The organism is Candidatus Dadabacteria bacterium, assembly GCA_009837205.1.
Taxonomy (GTDB): Bacteria; Desulfobacterota_D; UBA1144; order Nemesobacterales; family Nemesobacteraceae; genus Nemesobacter.
This window is the reverse complement of the sequence record VXTZ01000008.1, coordinates 29422-51968: the sequence shown is the minus strand read 5'-3', so window position 1 is coordinate 51968 and position 22547 is coordinate 29422. Positions and strand designations below refer to the sequence as shown.

At 51.9% G+C, this 22547-nt stretch carries 18 protein-coding genes; 10 read left to right on the top strand and 8 right to left on the bottom strand.

The window, feature by feature from the left end:
• On the bottom strand, positions 1-801 hold an 801-nt coding region (locus F4Z13_01590), incomplete at its 3' end, for a hypothetical protein (GenBank protein ID MXZ47938.1).
• A 532-nt stretch (positions 802-1333) separates the two neighbouring features.
• Between F4Z13_01590 and F4Z13_01585 the strand changes: the two genes are divergently transcribed.
• The 3 genes from F4Z13_01585 to F4Z13_01575 all read left to right on the top strand — a co-directional run bounded on the left by F4Z13_01585 (position 1334) and on the right by F4Z13_01575 (position 4816).
• Positions 1334-2152 (top strand): class I SAM-dependent methyltransferase, encoded by an 819-nt coding sequence (locus tag F4Z13_01585; protein ID MXZ47937.1) that lies wholly within the window; start codon positions 1334-1336, stop codon positions 2150-2152.
• A 204-nt stretch (positions 2153-2356) separates the two neighbouring features.
• Positions 2357-4207: a molecular chaperone HtpG gene (gene htpG / locus F4Z13_01580; GenBank protein ID MXZ47936.1), complete on the top strand. Its 1851-nt coding sequence runs from the start codon at positions 2357-2359 to the stop codon at positions 4205-4207.
• Between the two features lie 9 nt (positions 4208-4216).
• Complete coding sequence (locus F4Z13_01575; GenBank protein MXZ47935.1) at positions 4217-4816, top strand: DUF479 domain-containing protein; 600 nt, start codon at positions 4217-4219, stop codon at positions 4814-4816.
• Positions 4817-4868: 52 nt separating this feature from the next.
• Here F4Z13_01575 and F4Z13_01570 read toward each other — a convergent pair whose 3' ends face one another.
• A complete protein-coding gene (locus tag F4Z13_01570; protein ID MXZ47934.1) occupies positions 4869-5900 on the bottom strand; it encodes an LLM class flavin-dependent oxidoreductase in 1032 nt (343 codons plus the stop codon).
• A 457-nt stretch (positions 5901-6357) separates the two neighbouring features.
• Here F4Z13_01570 and F4Z13_01565 point away from each other — a divergent pair, with 457 nt between their 5' ends.
• Positions 6358-7239, top strand: coding sequence for a DUF1295 domain-containing protein (locus F4Z13_01565; protein ID MXZ47933.1), 882 nt, complete (start codon positions 6358-6360; stop codon positions 7237-7239).
• A 477-nt stretch (positions 7240-7716) separates the two neighbouring features.
• Here F4Z13_01565 and F4Z13_01560 read toward each other — a convergent pair whose 3' ends face one another.
• The 3 genes from F4Z13_01560 to F4Z13_01550 all read right to left on the bottom strand — a co-directional run bounded on the left by F4Z13_01560 (position 7717) and on the right by F4Z13_01550 (position 10189).
• Positions 7717-8154, bottom strand: coding sequence for a hypothetical protein (locus tag F4Z13_01560; GenBank protein MXZ47932.1), 438 nt, complete (start codon positions 8152-8154; stop codon positions 7717-7719).
• A gap of 398 nt (positions 8155-8552) precedes the next feature.
• On the bottom strand, positions 8553-9584 hold the full coding sequence (locus tag F4Z13_01555; protein ID MXZ47931.1) for an NAD-dependent epimerase/dehydratase family protein: 1032 nt from the start codon (positions 9582-9584) through the stop codon (positions 8553-8555).
• Positions 9554-10189: a sterol desaturase family protein gene (locus F4Z13_01550; protein MXZ47930.1), complete on the bottom strand. Its 636-nt coding sequence runs from the start codon at positions 10187-10189 to the stop codon at positions 9554-9556. The genes F4Z13_01555 and F4Z13_01550 overlap by 31 nt, the downstream gene beginning before the upstream one ends.
• 198 nt (positions 10190-10387) lie before the next feature.
• Here F4Z13_01550 and F4Z13_01545 point away from each other — a divergent pair, with 198 nt between their 5' ends.
• From F4Z13_01545 to F4Z13_01530, 4 genes are all read left to right on the top strand, one after another.
• The gene (locus F4Z13_01545) at positions 10388-11056 is read left to right on the top strand and encodes a glutathione S-transferase (protein MXZ47929.1); all 669 of its coding nucleotides are present in this window, start codon (positions 10388-10390) and stop codon (positions 11054-11056) included.
• A gap of 98 nt (positions 11057-11154) precedes the next feature.
• A complete protein-coding gene (locus F4Z13_01540) occupies positions 11155-12537 on the top strand; it encodes an SDR family oxidoreductase (protein ID MXZ47928.1) in 1383 nt (460 codons plus the stop codon).
• Positions 12443-12712 carry a DUF2867 domain-containing protein gene (locus F4Z13_01535; protein ID MXZ47927.1) on the top strand — a complete coding sequence of 90 codons (270 nt, stop codon included), beginning with the start codon at positions 12443-12445 and terminating at the stop codon, positions 12710-12712. The genes F4Z13_01540 and F4Z13_01535 overlap by 95 nt, the downstream gene beginning before the upstream one ends.
• Positions 12713-13421: 709 nt before the next feature.
• Complete coding sequence (locus F4Z13_01530; protein MXZ47926.1) at positions 13422-14465, top strand: Rieske (2Fe-2S) protein; 1044 nt, start codon at positions 13422-13424, stop codon at positions 14463-14465.
• A gap of 76 nt (positions 14466-14541) precedes the next feature.
• On the opposite strand, the gene F4Z13_01525 is transcribed toward F4Z13_01530, so the two are convergent.
• Positions 14542-16872 (bottom strand): MMPL family transporter, encoded by a 2331-nt coding sequence (locus tag F4Z13_01525; protein ID MXZ47925.1) that lies wholly within the window; start codon positions 16870-16872, stop codon positions 14542-14544.
• A 593-nt stretch (positions 16873-17465) separates the two neighbouring features.
• On the opposite strand from F4Z13_01525, the gene F4Z13_01520 reads away from it, so the two are divergent.
• Together F4Z13_01520 and F4Z13_01515 are read left to right on the top strand one after the other, a co-directional pair.
• On the top strand, positions 17466-18503 hold the full coding sequence (locus F4Z13_01520; protein ID MXZ47924.1) for a methyltransferase domain-containing protein: 1038 nt from the start codon (positions 17466-17468) through the stop codon (positions 18501-18503).
• Between the two features lie 215 nt (positions 18504-18718).
• Positions 18719-19078, top strand: a complete 360-nt coding sequence (locus F4Z13_01515; GenBank protein MXZ47923.1) for an STAS domain-containing protein — start codon at positions 18719-18721, stop codon at positions 19076-19078.
• Between the two features lie 6 nt (positions 19079-19084).
• Here F4Z13_01515 and F4Z13_01510 read toward each other — a convergent pair whose 3' ends face one another.
• Positions 19085-21298, bottom strand: a complete 2214-nt coding sequence (locus tag F4Z13_01510) for a HAMP domain-containing protein (protein ID MXZ47922.1) — start codon at positions 21296-21298, stop codon at positions 19085-19087.
• Positions 21299-21308: 10 nt separating this feature from the next.
• Positions 21309-22523, bottom strand: a complete 1215-nt coding sequence (locus tag F4Z13_01505) for an ABC transporter substrate-binding protein (protein MXZ47921.1) — start codon at positions 22521-22523, stop codon at positions 21309-21311.
• Positions 22524-22547: the final 24 nt, after the last annotated feature.

Sequence of the window (22547 nt, the reverse complement as noted above, 5' to 3'; positions counted from 1 at the left end):
AGGTGGGGGTGGTGGGAGCGGAGGCGGAGTCCGCACGGAGCCTTCTCTAAGCGTCCAGGTGCATTCCGCCATGACGCTGTGGTCGCTCTGGAGCCTGAATTCAAATCCCTCGAAACCAGGGCGCAGATTCCGCAGATCGGCAAAGGGATTGTGAGCTACAGAGTCCGAGCGTCCGGACGGTCTGATTGGCAGGCCTGTCTCTCCCCATGGCCCCGCGGAGTCTCCGGCAACCCAGCGAAATTCTACGATGGTATCTGCAGCCGGGGCGGGATCGAGCACAAGAACGTGGGACGGCTGCACGGAGAGGTCGGTGACGGTGGACCCGCATGGCGGGGTGGCTTCGACGCTCAGCGTCTGCATCTGCTGCGGCAGCACCAAGCTCAGCGATACGTTCGAGTTCAAGGTGAGCAGCGGAATTTCGGCCGAATTCCCGACCCAACTCATAGTCTTGTTGCTGTTGGAGAACGACGCGCTTGCCAGCGTATAGGCATTGCTGCCGACATTCAGCGTCGCGGTGGTACGGAGGCTCTGGGGAATCGCCTTGTCGAACGCAACGTCCAGATTGCCGGCACTACTAATGATTGCGCTGACATGATAATCCACGCCGCCGTGGTTGAAATCGTCGTTCGACAGGGTTGCTGCAGTCGAGCATCGTGCCGAGGGCGTTGCGCTACCGTTCCAGCAGCCGTATCCTATGCCGCTCCCCAAGTTCTTCACCGTCAACGTGGCGGACCAAAGCGTGGTCTGCGCACTGGCAGGTGCGGCGAACAGCAAGAGAGCGCCGACAAGCGCAGCCAGCATAAGGGAAACGAGTGTTCTCTGATTATGAACTAAGGAATAAAATGGGGGGGGGTAGAACTAAACTCCAGTTGAGTCGGTTTGTTTCTATGGGCTGAATCTTTCATGGAAGCACTTCCCCCCCCCCTTGATTACAGACTTCCCGTATTAGGAACATCCGGTCGGTCTAGGTATGTACAGTTAGTCTAACAAACATGAGTGCGCACTGTCAAGCCTCAGTTAAGCCCGGGGTTTTTGCGCAAGACGATCTCACGCTGTGGAGAAAGAATTAGGTGTGGAGAGCGAAAAAAAGAAAGTGAATATTTCCAGATCGCGGCTCGGACCATATTTTAGTATGACGCTCTCTAAAGCTGAACGGGCGATAAAAGGTTCGGGAGAACAGTTAGCAAAAGGGAATATTCCCGGTGAGTGTTTGGAGGAGGGGGAGGGCGGAGAGGTCCCTGCTCAAGTTTTTTGGGAATTCCGGTTCCCCGGGGCTTTTAAATGCGGCGCTTGGGGTCTATAATGATTTGCCAAGAACACTCGGGAGGAATCCATGAACAGCAAAAAGACCCAAGATGCTTCCACTGCCACCTACACCATGGGATACAGCGACGATTTTCAGAAACTGCTCAGGCGCCGCAACGCGGGGAGCAGTGCCGCGCACCTGCTCCCGCACCTTGAGCCGGGCATGCGGGTTCTTGATTTCGGATGCGGTCCCGGAACGATTTCGGTGGGGCTGGCAGAAGCGGTTGAACCCGGAGAGCTTTTCGGCGTCGATATGGAGGCTTCCCAGATCGAGATCGCACGGGCCGCCGCAGAGGCCGGCGGACACCGAAACGCGACATTCCAGACCGCTTGTGTGACAGATCTGCCCTTTGAGAATGACTCGTTTGACGTCGCGCACTGCCACGCCGTGCTCATGCACGCCCCGGACACGGTGGCCGTTCTGGCGGAGGTGCGTCGGGTTCTAAAGCCCGGCGGCATCATCTCAAGCCGGGAGATGTTTGTTGACTCTTCGTTTCTTGAGCCTTCGATGAGAGGCGGATGGGAAACGTTCGCGAAGCTTATCGAGGCCAATGGGGGCCACCCTCAGATCGGCAGGGAGCTCAAGCGGCTGTTTATCGAGGCCGGTTTCCGGGATATAAGCGCGAGCGTTTCGTTTGAGCCTTTCTCGACGGATGAAGACATTGATTTTCTTCACGGTTTTATTAGCGCTTGGTTTTTCTCTCCGGCTACTGTCGAAGCGGCCACGAAATACGGGCTTGCCACCCGGGAGCAGTTCGATGACTGGCGCCGGGAGCTTGATGAGTGGAGAGACACCCCCGGAGCGCTGGCGGCTTTTGCCTGGGGGGAGGCTATAGGGCGTAAGTAGGATTGTCTTCTGAACATTATCAAGACCTGACCCCGTATCTTTCTTCTGAGCTTTCACCAACAAGCTAGCCGTCTTGGGACATTTGCCGTATAAAAAAAACGGTTCTCGGGCCGCGTGCACTTGTCAAGGGAGCAATCAGTCTTATTTTTACTAATGTGAAAAAGGTTTTTCCAAGCGGAATTTGCCGCTTGATGGAGGTTTCGGATGACCAAGGAGAAAACTGAAAAGCACGAGTTCCAGGCCGAAGTGCGAAGGCTGATGGATATCGTGATCAATTCCCTCTATACGGACAAGGAGATATTCATCAGGGAACTGGTTTCAAACGCTTCTGACGCGCTAGAGAAACTGAGGTACATACAGCTTACCGAAAAAGAGATATACGACGAGGCTCTCCCGCTTGAAATCGAAATATCCACCTCAAGCGAGGACAATACGATCACCTTTACCGACTACGGCATCGGAATGAGCAGAAAGGATCTTGTTGAGAACCTGGGAACGATAGCACGCTCGGGCTCAAGGAGCTTTCTTGACGCGATGGAGAAAAGCGGGACCGAAGGGGGAGACCTGATCGGGCAGTTCGGGGTGGGCTTTTACAGCTCCTTTATGGTTGCCGATTCGGTCGAGGTAGCGACCCGCGGCTACAGGAAGAATTCAGAGCACCTCGTCTGGCGAAGCAGCGGGGACGGAGTGTTCGAGATAACAAAGGGAAAGGGGCACAGAAGGGGAACGAAGGTCGTCGTGTCTCTGAGGGAGGATGCAAAGGAGTACTCAGATCCGGACGTGATAGGGGACATCCTCAGAAAATACTCCGCGTTTGTTCCCTTCCCCCTTAAGCTAAACGGCGAACAGATAAATACCACCGAAGCGGTCTGGCTTCGCAGCAGAAGCGAGATTACGGATCAGGAGTACGGCGGCTTCTACAGGTTCCAGACAAACTCCTTTGACGAACCGAGATACAGGCTTCATTTCTCCTCGGAGGCCCCGATTGACATGAACGTGCTTCTGTTCGTGCCGGAGGACAACATGGAGCGCCTGGGATTCGGGAGAATGGACACCGGAGTGAGCCTTTACTCAAGGCGGGTTCTTATAGACGCCTCCCCCGACAATCTTCTTCCCGAGTGGGCGAGGTTCCTCAAGGGCGTGGTGGACAGCGCCGACATCCCTCTTAACATCTCAAGAGAGACCATGCAGGACAGCTCCCTTGTGAGGAAGCTTAATTCCGCCATCACTAAAAGGTTCATAAAGTTCCTCGAGCAGAGCTCGGCTGACGACCCGAAGAGCTACGGCGATTTCTACGGCAAGTTCGGTTTTTTCATAAAGGAGGGAGTGGCCTCGGATTTTGAGCACAAAGAGCAGCTTCGGGGGCTGCTTCGCTTCGAGTCCTCGCGCAAGGGGGAAGGGGAACTGGTTTCCTTTGAGGATTACCTCTCGGGGATGCGCGAGGGACAGGAGGAGGTCTATTACCTATTCGGTTCCGCAAGAGACACGCTTTCGAACGGGCCCCACATGGAGTTTTTCCGCTCAGAGGACGTCGAGGTTCTTTTCATATACGAGCCGATTGACGAATTTGTGATGTCGACTCTTGGGGAGTACAAGGAAAAAAAGATTGTTTCCGCCGACAGCGTCGACGTAAGAGTTGCGGATAAGGATGCGGAGAGTTCTTCAGAGCGTCCTTCCGAGGAGGAAAAATCGCTTTGCGGCTGGATGAAGGAAGTGCTTGGCGAGAGGGTCGGGGACGTGCGCATGAGCCGGAGGCTCATTGAGAGTCCCGCCGCCGCGTTTAACTCCGATTCCACCATGACTCAGGGGATGAAAAGGATCATGAGGAACATAAGCGCGGGCGCAGAGATGCGTTCCGTTGTCCGCCTTGAGATAAACGGCGACCACGCGCTTATAAAAAACCTTGCTTCCATGAGGGAAAAAGACACAGAATTCGCCGCAATCATAGTTGAGCAGCTCTTTGATAACGCGCTTTTGGCCGCCGGGTACATGGAGAATCCCGGAAGCATGGTCGGAAGAATAAACAAGCTGCTTGAGCGGCTGAGTTCCGGGTGATACCCGCAGATGAACTACCTTGCCCATATACGCCTTGCCGGGGATGACCCGGAATGCCTGATAGGAAATTTCCTGGGCGATTTCGTGAAGGGCCGTCTCACCGAGGAGTGCTATTCCCCGGGCATAAGACGCGGGATAGTGATGCACCGCAGGATTGACGCCTGGACGGATTCTCATGAGATAACGAGGGAGTGCGCCCGGCTTATAAGTCCCGAGCGCCGGCGCTGGAGCAGGGTTATTCTTGACATCTTCTATGACCACCTGCTTGCCGTTAACTGGGAGAGGTATTCGGATGAGAGCCTAAGGGACTTTCTTGACAGGTCGTACGGTATAATCCTCGGGGCGGCGGATATCTTCCCCGAGCCCGCAGCGGCCAGGATAAACACCATTATCAAGGGCGGCTGGATAGAGAAGTACCGGAGCATTTCCGGGCTCGGCGTCGTATTCCAGGGGATGTCGATAAGGGTAAGGAGAAAAAATCCCCTTTCCGGGTCCGAGCAGGAACTCGTGGCGCACTACGACGAGATGAACGAGCATTTCAACCGGTTTTTCCCGGAAATTCTCGAATACGCGAAACATCTTCGGAAAGCGGACGAGATTCAGGCCTGATGAACCCCGCCCTGTGGGTGTGGTTGCAAAAATGGTTTGAGAAATAGCCGAGCTATCCTACTTCAGGCAGCACCTTATCCACAAACAATTTCATTGACCTTACTGCTTCTTCATGCGAAATACCCGGGAATTTAAATCTACATATCAGGTTGTCTATAGATAAACTTTCCCGGTATTCCATGATAGTCTCAACACATTCTTCGGGGGTTCCTATAATTGACTGCTGCCTTGCAAGGTCATACAAGATCGGATCTGACGGATCACTCAGCAAGTTGCCCTCAGCATCCACCATTGAACCCCATGAAGCATATCCCTTGGCCGTATAAGTGACGTGCTCTTTTATATCCTCCCAAGCATCATCGGCTTTTTTGTTGGAAATATAAACTTCTCTGACAAGTGGCTTTTCAACTTCGTCGGGGTCTTTGCCATATTCCTTCAAGAAAGATGAATGCATATCAAAAAGGTATTTGATAATCGGTATTACGCCGATTGCCGGAACGTAAAGCGGAGCACCAATCCTAGCTGCTCTCCTTATGGCGGGTTCTGTAAAAGCACCGATCCATATTGGTATTGGCTGTTGAACGGGTTTGGGAGTTACATTCAAATTCTCTATCTGATAATACTTTCCATCAAAACTGAACGGATCATCACTCCAACTCTTGTTCAGTATCTCAAGGCTTTCTTCAATCCTGCCCCTGCGCTGCTTTAACTGCCTGCCGAATCCATCAAACTCTTCTTTCCTGTAACCCAGCCCCAGTCCCAGTATAAATCTTCCGCCGGAAATGAGATCAACAACGGAAGCATCTTCCGCTATTCGGATCGGGTCATGAAGGGGTATCAGCAACACACCTGTACCTATACGGATATTTTTAGTCCTGGCGGCCATTGCCGAAGCGGCTATAAGCATTGAGGGACAGTAACCATCGTCCAGAAAGTGATGCTCCGTCAGCCATACGGAGTCAAACCCCATCTGATCTGCCATCTCCACTTCAGTCAGCATTTCGCTGTACAATTCACTATGTGGTCTTGGATGGTGAGAGGGTGATTGAAGACTGTAATAACCAATGCCGAATTTCATATTCATACCTCCTTAAAGTTGTTTTTAACTTATGGGACTTGTAAAAAAAAGTTGACAAAAAGTATAGTCTGAGAGCTGGTTTTATCAAATTACAAAGATAGTGGCATTGCGGGTGGTTCAGATGAAATAATGCTCAAAATTTTGGCTGAACGTGTTCTCGGAATGCCACAGGACCTCCGCTCCGATAAGGGGATTCCATTCAGCGAAATTCCTACAGGAAGCAACAATTGATGGGCGTAGGGCCGTTACCGGGCAAGTCGATACGTGTTTACTTTCTTTGGTTTGCTTAGTGTGTTACGAGCAATGAATTAATCGAAAGTTCAAGCTTTGCCGGTATGGCGCGAACTTAATGCACGTGCAAATTTCTAAGTTGGTACTGTAGAAACTCATTTGCGACATTTGAACAGAGCGATATTGATGCTGGAGCGTATGACGGATACGTTAGTCGGTGGAAAATAGAAGCATGCTGGATATCAATTTTTTTAACCATCCACTCGCAGGTACACCGTTTGGTACAGCACTTGACCTGTGTCTGATCTTGGCGGCGATGGTGTGGCTATTGTCCGTGGTAACTCGCGAATACTCTTGGGTTGATCGGTTGTGGTCAATTTGTCCAACCATCTATTGCCTTATCGTTGCAGCAAGTGTTGACTTTGACGTGCCGCGTTTAAATCTCATATTGATTCTCGTATCGCTTTGGGGAGTTCGTCTCACATTCAACTTTGCGCGCAAGGGAGGTTATTGGAAAGGGGGTGAAGACTATCGATGGGGCATCGTACGCGAAAAAGTTGGCGAACTCAGGTTTCAAGTGATTAATATCCTGTTTATTGCGTTCGGGCAGATGTTCATAATTTGGTTGTTTACTGCTCCAGTGCATCTGGCATGGTTAGGACGCGATACGTCGCTTACTTGGATTGATGGAGTATCTGTAACTTTATTCCTGGTGTTCCTTGTTGGTGAAACCATTGCTGATGAGCAAATGTGGGCGTTTCAGCAGGCTAAGAAACAGAAGATCGCGGCAGGCGAGGAAATTACGCAACCATTTATCAAGACCGGCCTTTTTGCTTTTTGCCGCCATCCGAATTATTTTTGCGATATAAGCCTGTGGTGGGTGTTCTATCTCTTCGCCGTTGCGGCTACGGGGCAGTGGTTGAACTGGTCCGGGCTCGGCTTCATTATATTAACGTTGCTTTTCGTTTTTACTTCAAAGTTGGTAGAGTCGATTTCTCTTGAGAGGTATCCTACCTATCGAGAATATCAGGAATCGGTTCCAGAGCTAATGCCATTTACGCGGATAGGCTGCCTGAAGGTGCGAAACGACAATGGAACTGAGCTGCTCAGCTAACCTGTATAGGTGTGGTTGCAAAAATGGTTTGATCACTTTCTCTTTATGCTAAGAGCGGGAAACAGGGACTGGCATAATTTCTATTGATTCCTGTTAATCATTCGGTAAATTCCATTATTAAGAATATGCGGCAAAATCTGCTTGCGACTGCTGAGGGGAACCCTCGACCCCAAAAGTTCCGTAGGAGGAGAGCAGTAGCCCTCCTCGCATACTCCAGAGGTGACTAGGTGACACCTCAAATTTCATTCTTTTTCTTTCCTTAAATTCCTAGACCATTTTTATCGTTTGATGAAAGTAGCTTTCAAACTACAGTGGGGTCGGAACGGATATTGGAATTTCTCCGATGCGTGCCGGGAAAACGGAAAAATGGCTGAACTTGATGCGAACACTTAGGTGTCGGCTTGCAAGATCGGCCAAGCACATACGGCACCTCGCTTTTTCGCCGGACCCTGCGTCCGTCGAAAGTTATCCGGGAACTCAGATGCCCAGACCGAACCCGGTAGCGAAGGTGTAGCCAACGTAGGCCCCCCATTCGCTGATTTCAAAATCATAATCAACCCTTGACGTCGAGGTGGTCAGTCCGTCTCCCGAGCTTGAATCGAATTTATACCTGGAGTAGGTAACCCTCAGATCAAGACGGTTTTGTTCGCTTCCGAATTCTACTCCGGCTCCCACGAGCCAGGGCCACACGCTGAGTTCCTTGCTGTCCACGCCTGCAATCCGCTGGGTAGTGCCGTCGGGAAGGACGACCATGCCGTCATAAGCGCCGTCAAACGTGAAGTCCGCCCACTTAACGCCTCCGACCAGATAAATCGAACCGCCGCTTCCCAGAATGTCTTCCCCGGGCGATAACCCCAGCTTCGCGTTAAATCCCGCGCTGTAGTTCTTCTCAAGGTCCCAGTCTCCGGGAAACACGTCGGGAGCCTCCGGCGAAGAAGTGTCATCAACTCCTTTAAGCCTGCCGTCTACTTTTTTGTTAAGGTTATAAGCGAAGTCAAGTTCGCCTGAAAAATAGGTTCGGCCGGGGAGGTTCCATCGATGTCCCAGGATGGCCTTGACGGAGCCGATTGCGCCTTTGCCGTTATCGTTACTGTCCGGTTTTGACGATATTATTCTATCTTAAGTAACCCCTCAAGTTCCAGAGATTCCTTGAAGAGATCTTTCATGAGGCTTTCTGAAAAAAGGGGGACTCAGTGAAAATTTCTGCTGTGGTTACGATCTGTGCGCCGAAGGTCCGGTTATCGCGGGACATCACCTTTATCGCCTGGTTCCTTTGCGATAGAGGGTTCTTGTTTAACACGTAACGTCCTGTTCTACGCCGAATCGCGCAGCGAATCGGCCGTGCGTTCTATCCCCTCGGCAAGGGATATGCGGGGTTGCCAATGCAGGTCGCGGCGCGCCTTGTCAATGCGGAAGTAGTGATGCGTATTCAGGTAGCGGACCGCGAACCGGGACAGGCCGTCCTCCGGGACCAGACCCCGTCGCATCACGGCATGGAAGCCCTCCACAATGCCCGCTCCCGCGTACGCCACCCAGTAGGGAATACGTCGTCCGATGGGACTGTACCCTGACGCCATAAGCAGGCGTTCTATGAACTCGAAAAACGGGACCGGCTCCGCGTTCGTCACGAAATATGCCTGACCGGATACCAGCCCGTTCGAGTCAAGGGCCCGTTCCGCGGCCAGCACGGCATCGACCACATTGTCAACATAGACGAAGTCGGACAGCTTCTCCCTCCGGCCGATTTCTTGGATACCCGCCCCGTCCGCCCGTTTGAGGATGTTCGGGAGGAAACGTTGGTCTCCGGGACCGAAGACGAGGTGAGGACGCAGCGCGCACGCCCGGGTTACGCCCTCTGCAGCGAACTCCAGGACACGCCGTTCCGCCTCTATCTTGCTGTCCACATAGGCGCTCATTGATACTTTCGCGTAGGGAAGGGTCTCGTCTCCGGCCTCGATATCCCTGCCCTCGAAAACCACGCTGGCCGAACTGATATGCACGAGTTTGCGTATGCCGGCCCTCCTGCATGCTTCTATCACGTTGACCGTCCCGCCGTAGTTCACGGACCACATTTCATCCCGTGCCGTGTTGCGGGTCTGTACGACGGACGCGCAATGAATAACCGTCTCGCATCCGCGGCAGGCCCGGACGAGGGCCGAGAGGTCTCTGATATCCACGTTCAGGAACCCCACGTCGGAGCGAAACGAATGGCAATGCGGACTGACTACCCGCACATCCCGCCCCTCGTCGGCCAATGCGTGGACAATTGCCCCTCCGATGAATCCGCATCCGCCGGTTACCAGTACGGGATCTTTTATGAGCGCGTTCCGAATATCCAGTCCCATACGGGCGTAATCACTCCGTAATTTCCTCCCTGGCTATGATGCGCATCGTGACTTGCGGCCCAGTGGTTCGCGAGCCATGCCAGACGATAAGGTAGCTGCAGGTTCGTATGATGCAGTATGTTGATGATGGTATGGAGCAAAAGGACCGCCAGAAACGCTCCGATACCCAAGGGGCCCACTATCACTATCGAGATTAGCAGGAAAGCCAGCCCCGCGATCATTTCCACCGGGTGCAGGTACAGGGAATCAACGGCGGTAGGATGCAGGTTCATGTGATGAACCCAGTGCACTTTCTGCATGACTTTCCGCACATGCAGCAGACGATGCAGCCAGTAGTACCCGAAATCGTAGAGCAGCAGGACAAGGATAGGCTTGTACCAGGTGGAAGCTGCATCCCAGTCTATCAGGAGTTCCCCGAACATCACGATCGCGACAAGGTAAAGCGCCACGGCGATTGTTCCGTTCATTGCGGTGTTCCTGTAACGGTCCTTGAGACGACTGCCGTCTCCCTCGGCTATTCTCCAGTCATAGAGCTTAGAGTAGGCCAGCTGGGCCCCGCCCATAAACCCGCTCATCACTAGGATTGCGCTTATTATATAAGTCATCTGTGCATCCTTCGTCCGGCCGTACTCAATCTGCGTTTCATTTCGGGAGCGTGACCCGTTGCGGTCATCGCCTGATTCCTTCCAGAAGTAAATTTAACATATACGGCCGATGCAGAAAACAAGTTAAATCGACCGGATTTTTCGTAACTATTGTATATAATTCCCTAACTGAGGGCCCGATATAAACCGAGGCAAAAAATGATCGATCTCTACACGGCGGCCACGCCGAACGGCAAGAAGGTTTCAATAATGCTCGAAGAACTGGGAGCCGCCTACAAGGTTCACGCGCTTAACCTCTCTGAGTTTGAACACAAGGAGCCGTGGTTTCTCGAGATAAACCCGAACGGGAAAGTACCCGCGATAGTCGATAATGACAACGGCACGGCGGTTTTTGAGTCAGGAGCCATACTCATATATCTTGCCGACAAGTTCGGAAGCTTTCTTCCGCCCCTCGGAGACAGTAGCAGAACAACGTGCATCCAATGGCTCATGTTCCAGATGTCGGCTGTGGGGCCCATGCAGGGACAACTGAACGTCTTTTTAAAGTACGCCCCGGAAAAAATACCCTATGCCATAAAGAGATACACCGAGGAGACTAAAAGGCTCTACTCGATACTCGACGAAAGACTCTCTGAGGTGGAGTATCTTGCAGAAGAGTATTCGGTCGCCGACATAGCCACGTGGCCATGGATAAACGCTTACGACTGGGCGGAACTGGATCTCGGGGCTTTTCCGAATCTTATCAGGTGGCATGCCGAGGTTGGCGAAAGGCCCGCCGTGATAAGGGGAAACGGGATTCCCCCAAGCCCGAAGGAAGAGGAAACGGAAGAAGAGAGGATAAAGAGAATTCAGAAACTGCTTTCCTAGTCCTCCTGTGTCCGAGACGGGGGAGGCGGGAAAATCCTCCATATGCCCTTTCGTTAAGAAGACAAAAAGGCTTTTTACAGCATTTGGGTTCTTTCTTGATGTCCGAGGATAAGAAAAAAGACCGGATCGTACTGGTGACTGGGGCAAGCGGTTATGTTGGCGGGCGGCTGGTCCCAGCTTTAGAGGAAAGGGGAGAGCGGGTGCGCTGTCTTGCCCGCAACCCCGGATATCTCGCCGGTCGTTTCTCTCCCGATACCCGGATTATCGCCGGCGATGTGCTTGACACCGATTCTCTTGAGATCGCGCTTGCGGGAGTGGACACGGCTTACTACATGGTCCATTCTATGGGTTCCGGGGACAACTTTGAAGAGCAGGATCGTATCGGGGCGCGTAATTTTGCCCGGGTTGCACGCCAGCATGGAGTGCGTCGAGTCATTTACCTGGGAGGATTGTTCGGAGACGGCGAACTTTCCTCTCACTTGGCGAGTCGCAGGGAAGTAGGGGGTATTCTGGCCTCAGAAGGTCCCCTGACCTTGGAATTTCGCGCCTCGATCATAATCGGCTCAGGATCGCTTTCTTTTGAGCTGCTGCGAAGCCTGGTTGACAGGCTGCCGCTGATGGTAACCCCGAGTTGGGTGAGAACATTAACCCAGCCCATCGCCATCGAAGACGTAATAGCCTATCTCGTTTGCGGCCTGGATCTGGAACTGCAGGACAGCGCGGTTTTCGAAATCGCCGGTCCCGACCAGGTTACCTACGGCGAACTGATGAATGAATATGCCCGCCAGATCGGCGTGCGGCGCCTTATGATTCCGGTGCCTGTCCTGAGTCCCAATCTCTCGAGTCTCTGGCTGGGGCTTGTGACTCCTCTTTATGCTAGGGTGGGAAGGAAACTCGTTGACGGTTTACGCAACGAGACCATTGTCCGCGATAAGGTGGCCCTCGAACGTTTCCCGGTACATCCTCTGGGGGTGTCTCAAGCGATAGACCGGGCCCTTAAGCGGGAGGATATGGAGATTGCCCAGACCCGCTGGAGCGACGCCGTGTCTTCAGGCGGTAGCCGGCCGTCTTGGGGAGGAGGCCGTTTCGGTTCGAGGCTTATCGACTGCCAGCGGACCGTCGTCAACGTGGACCCCCCGCGGGCCTTTGCGCCCATACGGCGCATTGGCGGAGAGCAGGGCTGGTATTTTGCCACCTGGATCTGGTATCTGCGCGGCCTGGTTGATCTGCTGGTGGGCGGAGTAGGCATGCGGAGGGGCAGGCGGCATCCGACCGACTTGCGCCCGGGTGATCCTCTGGATTTCTGGCGTGTTGAGGCGTATGAAGAGAATCGGCTGCTGAGCCTGAGAGCGGAAATGAGGTTGCCCGGTCAGGCGTGGCTTCAGTTTGAAGTTACAAAAACACACAATCGCCTTTATTTACAGGGGGTTTGTGAATATCAAAAATTTTTATTTATATTTATTATGTATTCTTTTCGGTAAGTCTTTTGTTCAGTTTGAAGTCGAGCCCGCTGAAGGGGGCAGTCGAATAACGCAGACAGCAGTTTTCCGACCCCTGGGCCTAGGTGGCCTGATCTATTGGTATGGTCTTTACCCCACTCACTGGGTTATTTTCAGGCAGATGCTTAAAGAAATTGCAAGACGCGCAGTTTATTAACTCCCTAAGGTATGCCCTCGACCCCCTGTACGCGGCCTTCAGTCTGTTCAGTAATTTGCGGAGCTGCATGGCAGGTTTTCCCTATAAAGGGATTATTCTCCGCAATAAGTAGCTATGGACTTAACCCTTTAATTACCCAGAAATCCAGCGAACTAGACTAACACCGCCGAGTATTATCAAGACCACCACAAGAGCAATAACCGCAAATCCCAATAGGTAACTGATTATGTATCTAAGATTTTCCATAGTTCACGGAAGCAGAGGCATCTGCCTCTCTCTTTTCCCCTCTATGATATTCTGAACCGTCAACATCTGCATTCTGGGAAACTTGGCCCCGAAAACTTCAAGGTCTCCCGCCTCTCCCATGAGTTTACGGAAGTTCTTCCGTGCGGAAACTCACTATTAAGAATTCTGTAACAACGACCGATTACCACCAACGCTAGTATAGTATTTAATGAAAGATGCAACTTCAAGATCAACCTGGCTGGACGGGTGCCATTTTGTCTGCAACCAAAACATTTCGTAATGACAAGTTATGGGCTTGTGTTAAGAGAACAGACTGGCCGTGCATTGAGCCAGACACAAAAGGCAGGCAAAACGATGGGAGAGAGCAGTGTGTTTACACTTTTTCTGTTTAGATATATAATTCCCTGAGGCTAATGCAAATGCATTTCTGATACTTAACGCTGGATAAGCGGAGTAACAGCAAATGAATCCAAACTCAAACGTGCGCAAGGATGAATCCTTGCTTTACCCATTTCCGGAAGGCTGGTATTTCGTCGCCAGCCGCAAGATGATTGAAAAAAAGGGACTCCTGAAGAGAACCTGGCTTGGAGAACAGATTGTTGTCTGGTCCAACGGGGAAGGGAACGTTTGTGTTGCTGAGGCGGTCTGTCCGCATCTTGGAGCCGATCTTGGTCCTGAGGCAGGGGGGAAGGTGCGCAACGGTTCCCTAGTGTGTCCTTTTCACGGTTTCGAGTTTGATGTGAGCGGTCAATGCGTGGCGACACCCTTTGCTCCTCCGCCAAAAACCGCCAAGCTGAAGGTGTTCGAGACACGAGAGATAGAGGGTCTCATTTTTGGTTGGTGGGGCAGCGGCGGTCGAGAACCTCAATGGCACCTGCCCGAAATTTCCACAACGGATACCGACTGGGGCGGGATGGAATTCTGCCACCTCCGTTTCCCGGGACATCCCCAGGAAACTACCGAGAACTCCGTGGATGTCGCACACCTTAACTATGTGCACCACTACAACAGCGTGAACATTGTCGGTTCGGTATCGATTGACGGCTCCTTCCTCAGGAACTCCTTTAACTTCAAACGTAACCTTACGGTTGCCGGCATCAAGCTTTTCGAGTACGACGTTTCTGCGGTCGCCAGCATACACGGGCTTGGCTATTCACTTGTCGAGGTTCACGAACATTCGATCAACATGGACACCCGCCTGTGGGTGCTTTCAACACCGACTGATGGCAAATTTATTGAACTGACGCTGGTGAGCCAAGTGCGACAACTTCGTAATCCGAAGGGAGTGGGCCACGGGCTGCGGCTCCTTCCCGTGGGACTCAGGACCCGCCTCATGAACAAGGTCCTCATTTCATCCCAGGAGCATGACGTCATGCAGGATGTAGTCATCTGGAAAAATCTGAAACATCGGTCACTTCCGAGGCTTTGCAGTGTTGACGGCGATATCGGGAAGTATCGGCGCTACTGCAGGCAGTTCTATCCCGATGGTCAGTATTATAATCCGTAAAGGTATGCAGGGATGTTTATGCCGATTTCGGCATACTATTCAGCTTTTCCATGTCGCACAGTGGAATCTTTGCGATCTATGCGGTTGAGCCCCTTAATCGCTCCCTGATCTCCTCGGTGGTTTCCTTGGTCTCGTCAAGTAGCATCAGAAGTGGTGGAAGAAAGAAAAAATCTGCCAGTAGAGCGATAATTACCGTTATTCCCACTAAAAGACCAAGCACTTGGTTTCCAACCACCCCGGATGCTCCGAACACCATAAAGCCCAGACCAAACACTACGGTAGTTGTAAACAGTGCCCTGCCCACTAGGCGAAAGGCAATCTGAACGGACTCCGAAGGCAGTTTCCCCGCTTTTCTGCTATCCGTGTATTTTGTCATGAAGTGGATCGTGTCGTCCACGATGATGCCGAATGCTATAGCGGTGACGACCGCCGCCGGAACTCCTACCTCTCCCACCAGATACCCCCACAGTCCCATGGCTATGGCGGCCGGAATGAAATTGGGGATCACACTGATCAGTCCCAAGCGTATACTTCTGAATATGGCGAACAGCAGCAGGGAGACGATGGCCATCGCCACGAAAGTGCCCTGCAGCATATTTTCAATATTCCTCTGAATCGAATGAGACCCCACAATCGAAATTCCCGTAGCGCCGGTTTCCATGCCGGGGGCATTTTGGCGCAGCCACTCACGTGAACGATCGTCAAGATCAATCTTTTCCTTGCTGGACATACTTTTCACTGAGACCGTTACGCGTGTTGCCCTCCGGTCATGGTCGATCAGGTTGTTAAGGTCACGGCCTACCGGAAGAGAGAATTCGTAAAGCAAAAGATACTGCGCAGCAAGTTCGGGATCGTCAGGAAGCACGTAGTAATCCGGGTTATCACCATGCAGGTTCTTGTTCAGACGCTTCATGATGTCGGCAATTGAGAAGATATGGACAAATTCCGGTTGCTCCCGGTACCAGTCCGCAAACGACTCGACCTGTTTTAGGTATTCTATGTCCGTTACGGCGCCTTCACGGCCGGAATCCAGAGAGTACTCATAGGTTTCCACTCCAGGGAAATTCTCGCTCAGAAAATCCGCGGATCGCCGGAACTCGTAACTCTCATCAAGAACCTCAAGCCAGTTCTCCCTAAGTTCAATCTTGGAAATGCCGGCAACCAGAAAGACAGTCATAATGCCAAAGGAGCACAGAAGGATCGTACGATAGGAGATGACAAAACGGCCGAGACGATCGAAAAAATCCTGTTTGTTTTCGCGTATCTTCCGGGGACGAATAGGTAATAGTGACAGGAATGCGGGCAACAGGGTCACCGAAAAGACAAAAGCGCACACGGAACCGAACGCCACGATGTTGCCCATGACCTTAAACGGCGGCATATCTACGAAATTCAGGCTCAGAAATCCGATTGCGGTTGTGAACGAGGTAAGGAAAATAGGCCACACGTCCACTCGCACGGCATAGATTGCCGCCTCTGTTCTCGTCATGCCCTGGCGTAAGCCCACGGCCATTGCCTCAATAATGTGCACGGAGTGAGCGACGGTCACAGCCATCAGTACAAACATTGCGGCACCGCTTTCACCAAACAGCTTTAAGCCTGTCCACCCGGCAAAGCCCAGCGCGGATGGGATGACGGCAGTAATCATCAGCACAATGGCAAGTGTCCCCCATATCGAACGTATCAGAATCAAGGCGACAAGCAGCATGGTTCCAAGAGCAATGGGCCCAAGGATGGCAGTTTCATCGTCAATCGCGTCACCTATGACACGATTGAGGATGAGTCCACCTAAAAGGTGGTAGTCGGTGGATGTATATTTCTCCCCGGCGTCGGCAACAGTTTCATACAGGTAGTCGGTGACCTCTCGCTTGGCCAATTCCCTATTGTCGTCAGGAAGAATAATACTGACAACCAGGCCTGCAACTCGTCCGTCACGGGAGACGAATCGCCCGGCAACTTCCTCAGTGCCGAGCGCGATATCCATGATTCGTTGTATATCGGTATCGCTCAGGGAACTGGCTTCGTCGATAAGCTGCTCAACAACCAGCTCATCTTCGAATCCCTCGCTGTGCGTATAGTTTGAAATAGAGTCGACGCGGGTGGCGTACGGGGTGCGCCAAAGCTGCTTAGTCATCTCTTCAATGGCAACAAGCGTTTCCCGTGTGAAAATGGTGCCGTTATGCGGCGCTACGGCAACCAATACAACATCGGACAGCGCATATGTCTCTTCAAGCTGTTCGAGTGCAAGGAGGTGTGGGTCGGATTTACTGAAGTGGTTGCGGAAATCTACGTCCACCACAATCAAGCGCGTGGCTCCCGCAGCAAGGATCAGCATAACAAGCAAAGAGAGCACAATGGTCAGCCAGCGGCGGGTGACGATCATTGAGATGCAAGATTCCAGGTTCATACGATCATGCAGAATTACGCAATATGTATAGGTTTCAGATCTGGCATTTTCCCTTCACTTTGCCATGTCCGGCCCTATCCGCCTTGGCAGTGCAATATTGCTGAACACAATGGATAATGATAGCGCGACAAACAAGATGGGACTTTCATGTCGCAACAAAAAATAATACCGGGATATTCTGGGGGATGCAATCCCGGGAATTGGCTTTTTCATCTCTTCCACAAGAAAACACACGTGTTTCTAACGGTCGGTCCATTTTTTTACGACTTCTCTCTCGATATCCCCACGGTCTGAGTTCATTTGTTAAGAAACCGGACAATTGGTTTATCACTAATACAAAGATTCCTTTGTATTGACAGGAGCGACCGTCTGTATTAAGGTGTAGGCAGGAATGACAGGCTTATTCTGACTGGCCCGTTATCAAGCCGCCCCAAGGTCTACGATAAAGCGGGGTAACGCATTTCGAGCCCAATTTTGAAACTTTTCCAAGGATGGATGAGAACGGAAGAGAATAATCTCAGTGGGAATCCTCATGAAGCAGGGTTCTCTATCTCCGCCCTCCAAAAAACTGAGGGAAAGGGGTAAACCATGCCATGGATATAGGCAAGCTACCGAAAAAACTCAGGGATGCGTACCGGGGTTCCAACATCGCCCGTCGCGTGCAAGACTTCGAGAGTTGGATGGAGCGAGCGACGCCCGAAGCCGTTGACTCGGGCGATTACGACCACGCCCAACTGGTCAAAGACTACTACGATCTTTACAGTGAGCTCATGGTATGGAGTTGGGGTGAGTCCCTGCACTTCGCACCTCTCGCGCCGAATGAGACCCTGGAGGACTCCAAAATCCGCTATCAGCGGTTGATGATCGACAAGCTGGATTTGCAGCAGGGCATGACGGTGGTTGATGTTGGTTGTGGAATCGGCGGCCCGATGCGCCGTGTCGTTCGTGAGGCCGGTGTCCGGGTTGTCGGGATCAACATCAACAAAATCCAGTTGGAAAAGACGAAAAAATTGAATGCCGAGGCGGGGCTCGACCACATGGTCGATTACCTAGCGTGCAGCTTCATGGATATGAGCGTCATTGAAGACGCAACTTTCGACCGGGGTTATGCCATCGAGTCAACGTGCCATGCGCCGGACAAGCAAGGTGCGTTCGAAGAGATATTCCGCGTACTGAAACCCGGAGCCCTGTTCTGGGGGCATGAAATGTGTCTGACGGACAAGTTCGATCCGAATGACAGCCGGCACTGGGACCTCAAGCGCGATCTCAAGCGCGGCATTGCACTAAAGGACATCGCCACGTTCGGGGAAGTGAATCAAGCGCTTGAAGCGGCAGGGTTCCACATCATCGAGGGGAAGGACCTGGGCGCCTCGGAGGGGGAGGCATCCACACCATGGTATCAACCCATAGAGAGTCGACACGGGATGTTGGGTAGCGCCTTGTTCAGGCTTCCCCACGGCCGCAGAGTGTTGGTCGCAGGATCAAAGCTGGCCGAAATGGTTGGGTTGTTTCCGAAGGGTTCCGCAGAAGTCTTCCGATCCTTGGACCAGACCGCTGATGCCTATGTCAATGGTGGTAAAACCGGTATCTTCACGCCGCTGTACTGTTTCCTGGCTCGCAAACCCCATTAGGCCCGATTGGCACCGTGCTTGCCGCGCGTGCCGTTACGATCCCCGGATACGTGTGTTTAGCTGCGCAAGGTAGAAAAACTGCAGCACCTGCCCAATCCTGGATTCCTGGGGTTGCGTCCTCTGAAATATTCCGGCATTGTGCTCGCTATTGCTATATAAAAGTTCTATCTTGATTGTTACTCTATAGTCAGATAGATTGTTGTTATTGGTGGAGAATGAGCACTCAAAACAACCAACTTGAGTTACAGGCCGATCAGATTGATGGAGTCCTGATAATAAGCGTAGCTGGCCGGATTGATGGTATGAACGCGCAGGAGTTCCACGAAAATCTGGACAAGGAAATTGGCGGTTCTGACAATCCCGTCGTTCTGGATCTTGAAAAGCTGTCCTATATCAGTAGTGCGGGATTGCGTTCAATTCTGCTTATTGCAAAAACACTTCAAGGTAAAAAGACGAGGTTCATGCTGTGTTCCTTGCCCGGTCCCATAAAAGAAATCTTCGAGATTGCGGGTTTCGACAAAATCATTAATGTGCTCGAATCTCGTTCCGATGCTATAGCTACAATAACGGGTTAAACCTTGTTACAAAGAAGCAGTTGCCGGGTCCTCGCCTTCTGCTCCTTCTCCTGAAGTGTCAGTTACTTGGTTAGCTACGGGGTCAAGCGGCAAGACAACAATCATATCTGTGTATTCGCCTTCCTCCGTTTCTACGCGAAACTCACCACCGTGCTGTCGTACTATGTCGTTGGAGAGCGATAATCCCAGGCCTGTCCCCTTATCCGTGGGCTTCGTTGTATAGAACGGATTAAAGATACGCTCCAACGCAGATTCGGGAATGCCGGTTCCATTGTCACGAACATGTACCTCAATATGGTCATCAACCAACCGCGTACTCAGACTAAGCGTTGGTTGATAATCCTTCTTCGACGCATCGTCGGCAGCAGCCAGCATTTTTCGTTTTTCATCCGCGGCATAGCAGGCATTGGTTACCAGATTTAGGAAAACCCGGCCGATGTCCTGCGGTTGCACCGTGATCTCGCCTATATCCGGCGAGTAGTCTTCCTGGATTTCTAGCTGGAAGTCAGGGTCGGCGGCGCGAGCGCTGTGGAACGCGAGCAGTGCATGGTCGTTAAGCAGTATGTTGAGGTCAGTTGGTTGCCATTCCCCGCCACCACGGCCCATCTTGAGCATGTCTGTTATAATTCGGTTCGCACGAGTTCCGTGCTCGTGAATGCGCTTCAGATTTCCTGTCAAATCCTCGGCTACTTCCTCGACTAACTCTGGATCGTATTCCTCTTTCGCCTCCCCATTAGCCTCCATTTTGGCTACCTCTTCCAGCAGTTCTTCCAGCAGCTCTTGTGAAACCTCTGAGAAGTTCATGATGAAGTTCATTGGATTTTTGATTTCGTGCGCGACCCCGGCTGTCAACTGGCCAAGCGCAGCAAGTTTCTCTCGCATCACGATCTGGTCCTGCGCCCGTTCCAACTCTTCGTTAGTATGTGCCAGTTCCTCGTTTTTTTCTTGCAGCTGGTTGGCGAGCGTTTCTACAAGATTAAGGCGCTGTACTTCCAGTGCGTTATATCGGAACACCTCAAGCGCCTTGGCTAATTGCGCGATTTCGTCATTACCTCTGGTGTCGACGGCTATTTCCAGGTTGCCATCAGCCATTTCTTGCATTTGACTGGATATCCGCTCCAGACGCTGAATCAGACGACGATGTACAAGTAGCCATCCAAACAAGATTCCACCACTTATAGTAACAATATTGAAAGCCAGTAGTACCTTCGTGCTGGTGGCAGTTACTGCAGCCGCTTTGCTCGCCATCTCCCCTGCAGCTATGCTCGAATCGTTTACAACGCTTTCTACTCGCGCTACGATGTCAATTCCCAAAACCTGATTCTTGAGAAGCAGGGCGGATAATTCATCGTCAACTGCAAGTTCCCGACTGCGCAGGTCGAATCCGTTGTTTTCCCTTTTGCCGAATGAGACCAGGTCTTCGAAAATCCCAGACAGCTGGTCATGAAGGTCGCCTCCCTCCTGTTCGTATTTCTCAAGCGCGTCAAGAGATCGGCTGGTGCTACCGGCTGCGGCTTCAAACCGTTCTCGCAATGGCTGCAGCATGGCCGCATCGGTCACTACAAACGTGGTTGCGAGCAACTGTGAAGCGACTACAGCCGCTTCGCGGAGTTCAAACAGGCGACGATAGATCAGGAATTCCGGTTCGGAGAAATGAACCGAGCGAGGAGATTGTACTGCATCAAGAGACCGGTGTCCGGTCATTAAATAGAACATCTGATCGTCTATTTCGTTAATTATAATCGGCGTTATTTTACTTTGGATACCCCGGAGCTCGTCTCTGAGATTGAGACTGCTCTCGCGAAGGTCAAAACGTTTCCTGACAAGCAGTTTGATTCGCTCAATGTTCTGGATTATGGCGACCCCGTCGGATTGAATCTGCCGCGCTTGTTCGCTTTCTCCCTGGTTTTCCATCATTGCCGAGAGTTGTGTTTTAAATGCATCCGCCTGCAGGTCGACCGTCCCGACAACGGTCCTGAACTGCTCAGGCGTGCTCGCGGTGAGTCGGGGAGCAGCGGCGACGAGCATGGCTGTCTGCTGGGCAATTGCAAACGCCGATGTCATCTCGGGTATGTTCTTTTCATTAACGGTTTGCTGAACTTTGCCGATTTGGCTAAGGAAGAAAAGAGCCATCAAACTGACGATGATGATGAGTACTACGGCGCCTGCGTAACTTATATAAAGTTGCGTAGAAATTCGGTTCCAGAGTTTTGAAAACATTCCGCTTATCTCAATTCTTTTGTATATGCAAACCGTCGGTCAGTATCGTCGTGGAGGTTAGAGACGTGAGTGGCGTATACTGGCCATCAGGACCAATAATCGTCAGGAACACGCTGTCTGAACCTTGATTATCATTCTTGCTATATTGCAAGGTGAAGCCATCCAAATTAATGTTGTTGCCAGTCCGCAGCACCGCGTCGATGCAATCGCGGTTAACCTGTTTGCCGCAATTATCTAACACATAGATAACCAAACGCCCTGCTAAATATCCTTCATACGATAGAAATCCGGGTTTTGCCGCCGGGTCGTACGCCTTGAGCGCAGCACGATAGGAAGCGGAGGCAGGCACCGTGTTTCCGGTTGGAAAAGGAACCACCTGGGTAACCAGAACTCCGGTCCCTTGATCACCCAGTTCGCTTGCCAAGGCACTACTGCCTACGAAAGAAAGTGTCATAAAAATGGAATTCATACCGATGTGGCGCGCCCACTTAATAAATGTCGCAGTTGGCTTGTAGGGACCAATAATAATCACAGCTTCCGGTCCGGTAGCGTGCAAATCAAGAAGGGCCGTCTTTATCGCGACAGTATTGCGGGGAAATATTCCCGTTTCGATAGCAGAAAGTTTGCGACGCTCAAGAGCAAGAAGGATTCCATTCAGACCAGCACGACCGAATGAGTCATCCTGATGGAGAATGGCGATGCGATTAATTCCGAGATCGGTCGTCAATCGTTCTACCATCTCCTCGGTTTCCTGATAATACGAAGCCCGAAGATTGATTACTGTCCGGAGTGCGCTGTCACGCAGGAATTCCGCGCCGGTCATAGGCGCTATGTAAGGTACATCGTGTTCCTCCGCGACGGGTACCGCAGCTTTGGACGTAGGAGTGCCAACTGCGCCGATGAGTGCGAAAACATTTTCACCAATCAGTCGCCGCGTATTTACAATTGCCGCTTCCGGTTCGTATGCGTCATCCATTGATTGCAGTTCCAGACGACGTCCGTTAACGCCACCCCGGTCATTAACCTCTTTAAACGCGGAAAGAATGCCGGCTTGCATGCCTTTACCAAGTTTGCCGGCCGGACCACTGAAGGCGGCGGACTGCCCAAAGACAATGCGATCACTGTATACGCCCGGCACAGCGTGTGTTTGCTGTTGGGCTTCCCCCGATGCTGCGGTTGCCAGTATTGCAACTATTGAGGCGGCAATCACTTTTTTGAGAGACAGTCTGCTTAATAACCGCATTTTATC

Coding starts and splice junctions, on each gene's coding strand:
- F4Z13_01550 (MXZ47930.1), bottom strand. CDS start 10,189: ATGACTTATATAATAAGCGCAATCCTAGTGATGAGCGGGTTTATGGGC.
- F4Z13_01570 (MXZ47934.1), bottom strand. CDS start 5,900: ATGAATATGAAATTCGGCATTGGTTATTACAGTCTTCAATCACCCTCT.
- htpG (MXZ47936.1), top strand. CDS start 2,357: ATGACCAAGGAGAAAACTGAAAAGCACGAGTTCCAGGCCGAAGTGCGA.
- F4Z13_01530 (MXZ47926.1), top strand. CDS start 13,422: ATGAATCCAAACTCAAACGTGCGCAAGGATGAATCCTTGCTTTACCCA.
- F4Z13_01515 (MXZ47923.1), top strand. CDS start 18,719: ATGAGCACTCAAAACAACCAACTTGAGTTACAGGCCGATCAGATTGAT.
- F4Z13_01520 (MXZ47924.1), top strand. CDS start 17,466: ATGGATATAGGCAAGCTACCGAAAAAACTCAGGGATGCGTACCGGGGT.
- F4Z13_01525 (MXZ47925.1), bottom strand. CDS start 16,872: ATGAACCTGGAATCTTGCATCTCAATGATCGTCACCCGCCGCTGGCTG.
- F4Z13_01555 (MXZ47931.1), bottom strand. CDS start 9,584: ATGGGACTGGATATTCGGAACGCGCTCATAAAAGATCCCGTACTGGTA.
- F4Z13_01565 (MXZ47933.1), top strand. CDS start 6,358: ATGCTGGATATCAATTTTTTTAACCATCCACTCGCAGGTACACCGTTT.
- F4Z13_01510 (MXZ47922.1), bottom strand. CDS start 21,298: ATGTTTTCAAAACTCTGGAACCGAATTTCTACGCAACTTTATATAAGT.
- F4Z13_01575 (MXZ47935.1), top strand. CDS start 4,217: ATGAACTACCTTGCCCATATACGCCTTGCCGGGGATGACCCGGAATGC.
- F4Z13_01545 (MXZ47929.1), top strand. CDS start 10,388: ATGATCGATCTCTACACGGCGGCCACGCCGAACGGCAAGAAGGTTTCA.
- F4Z13_01540 (MXZ47928.1), top strand. CDS start 11,155: ATGTCCGAGGATAAGAAAAAAGACCGGATCGTACTGGTGACTGGGGCA.
- F4Z13_01585 (MXZ47937.1), top strand. CDS start 1,334: ATGAACAGCAAAAAGACCCAAGATGCTTCCACTGCCACCTACACCATG.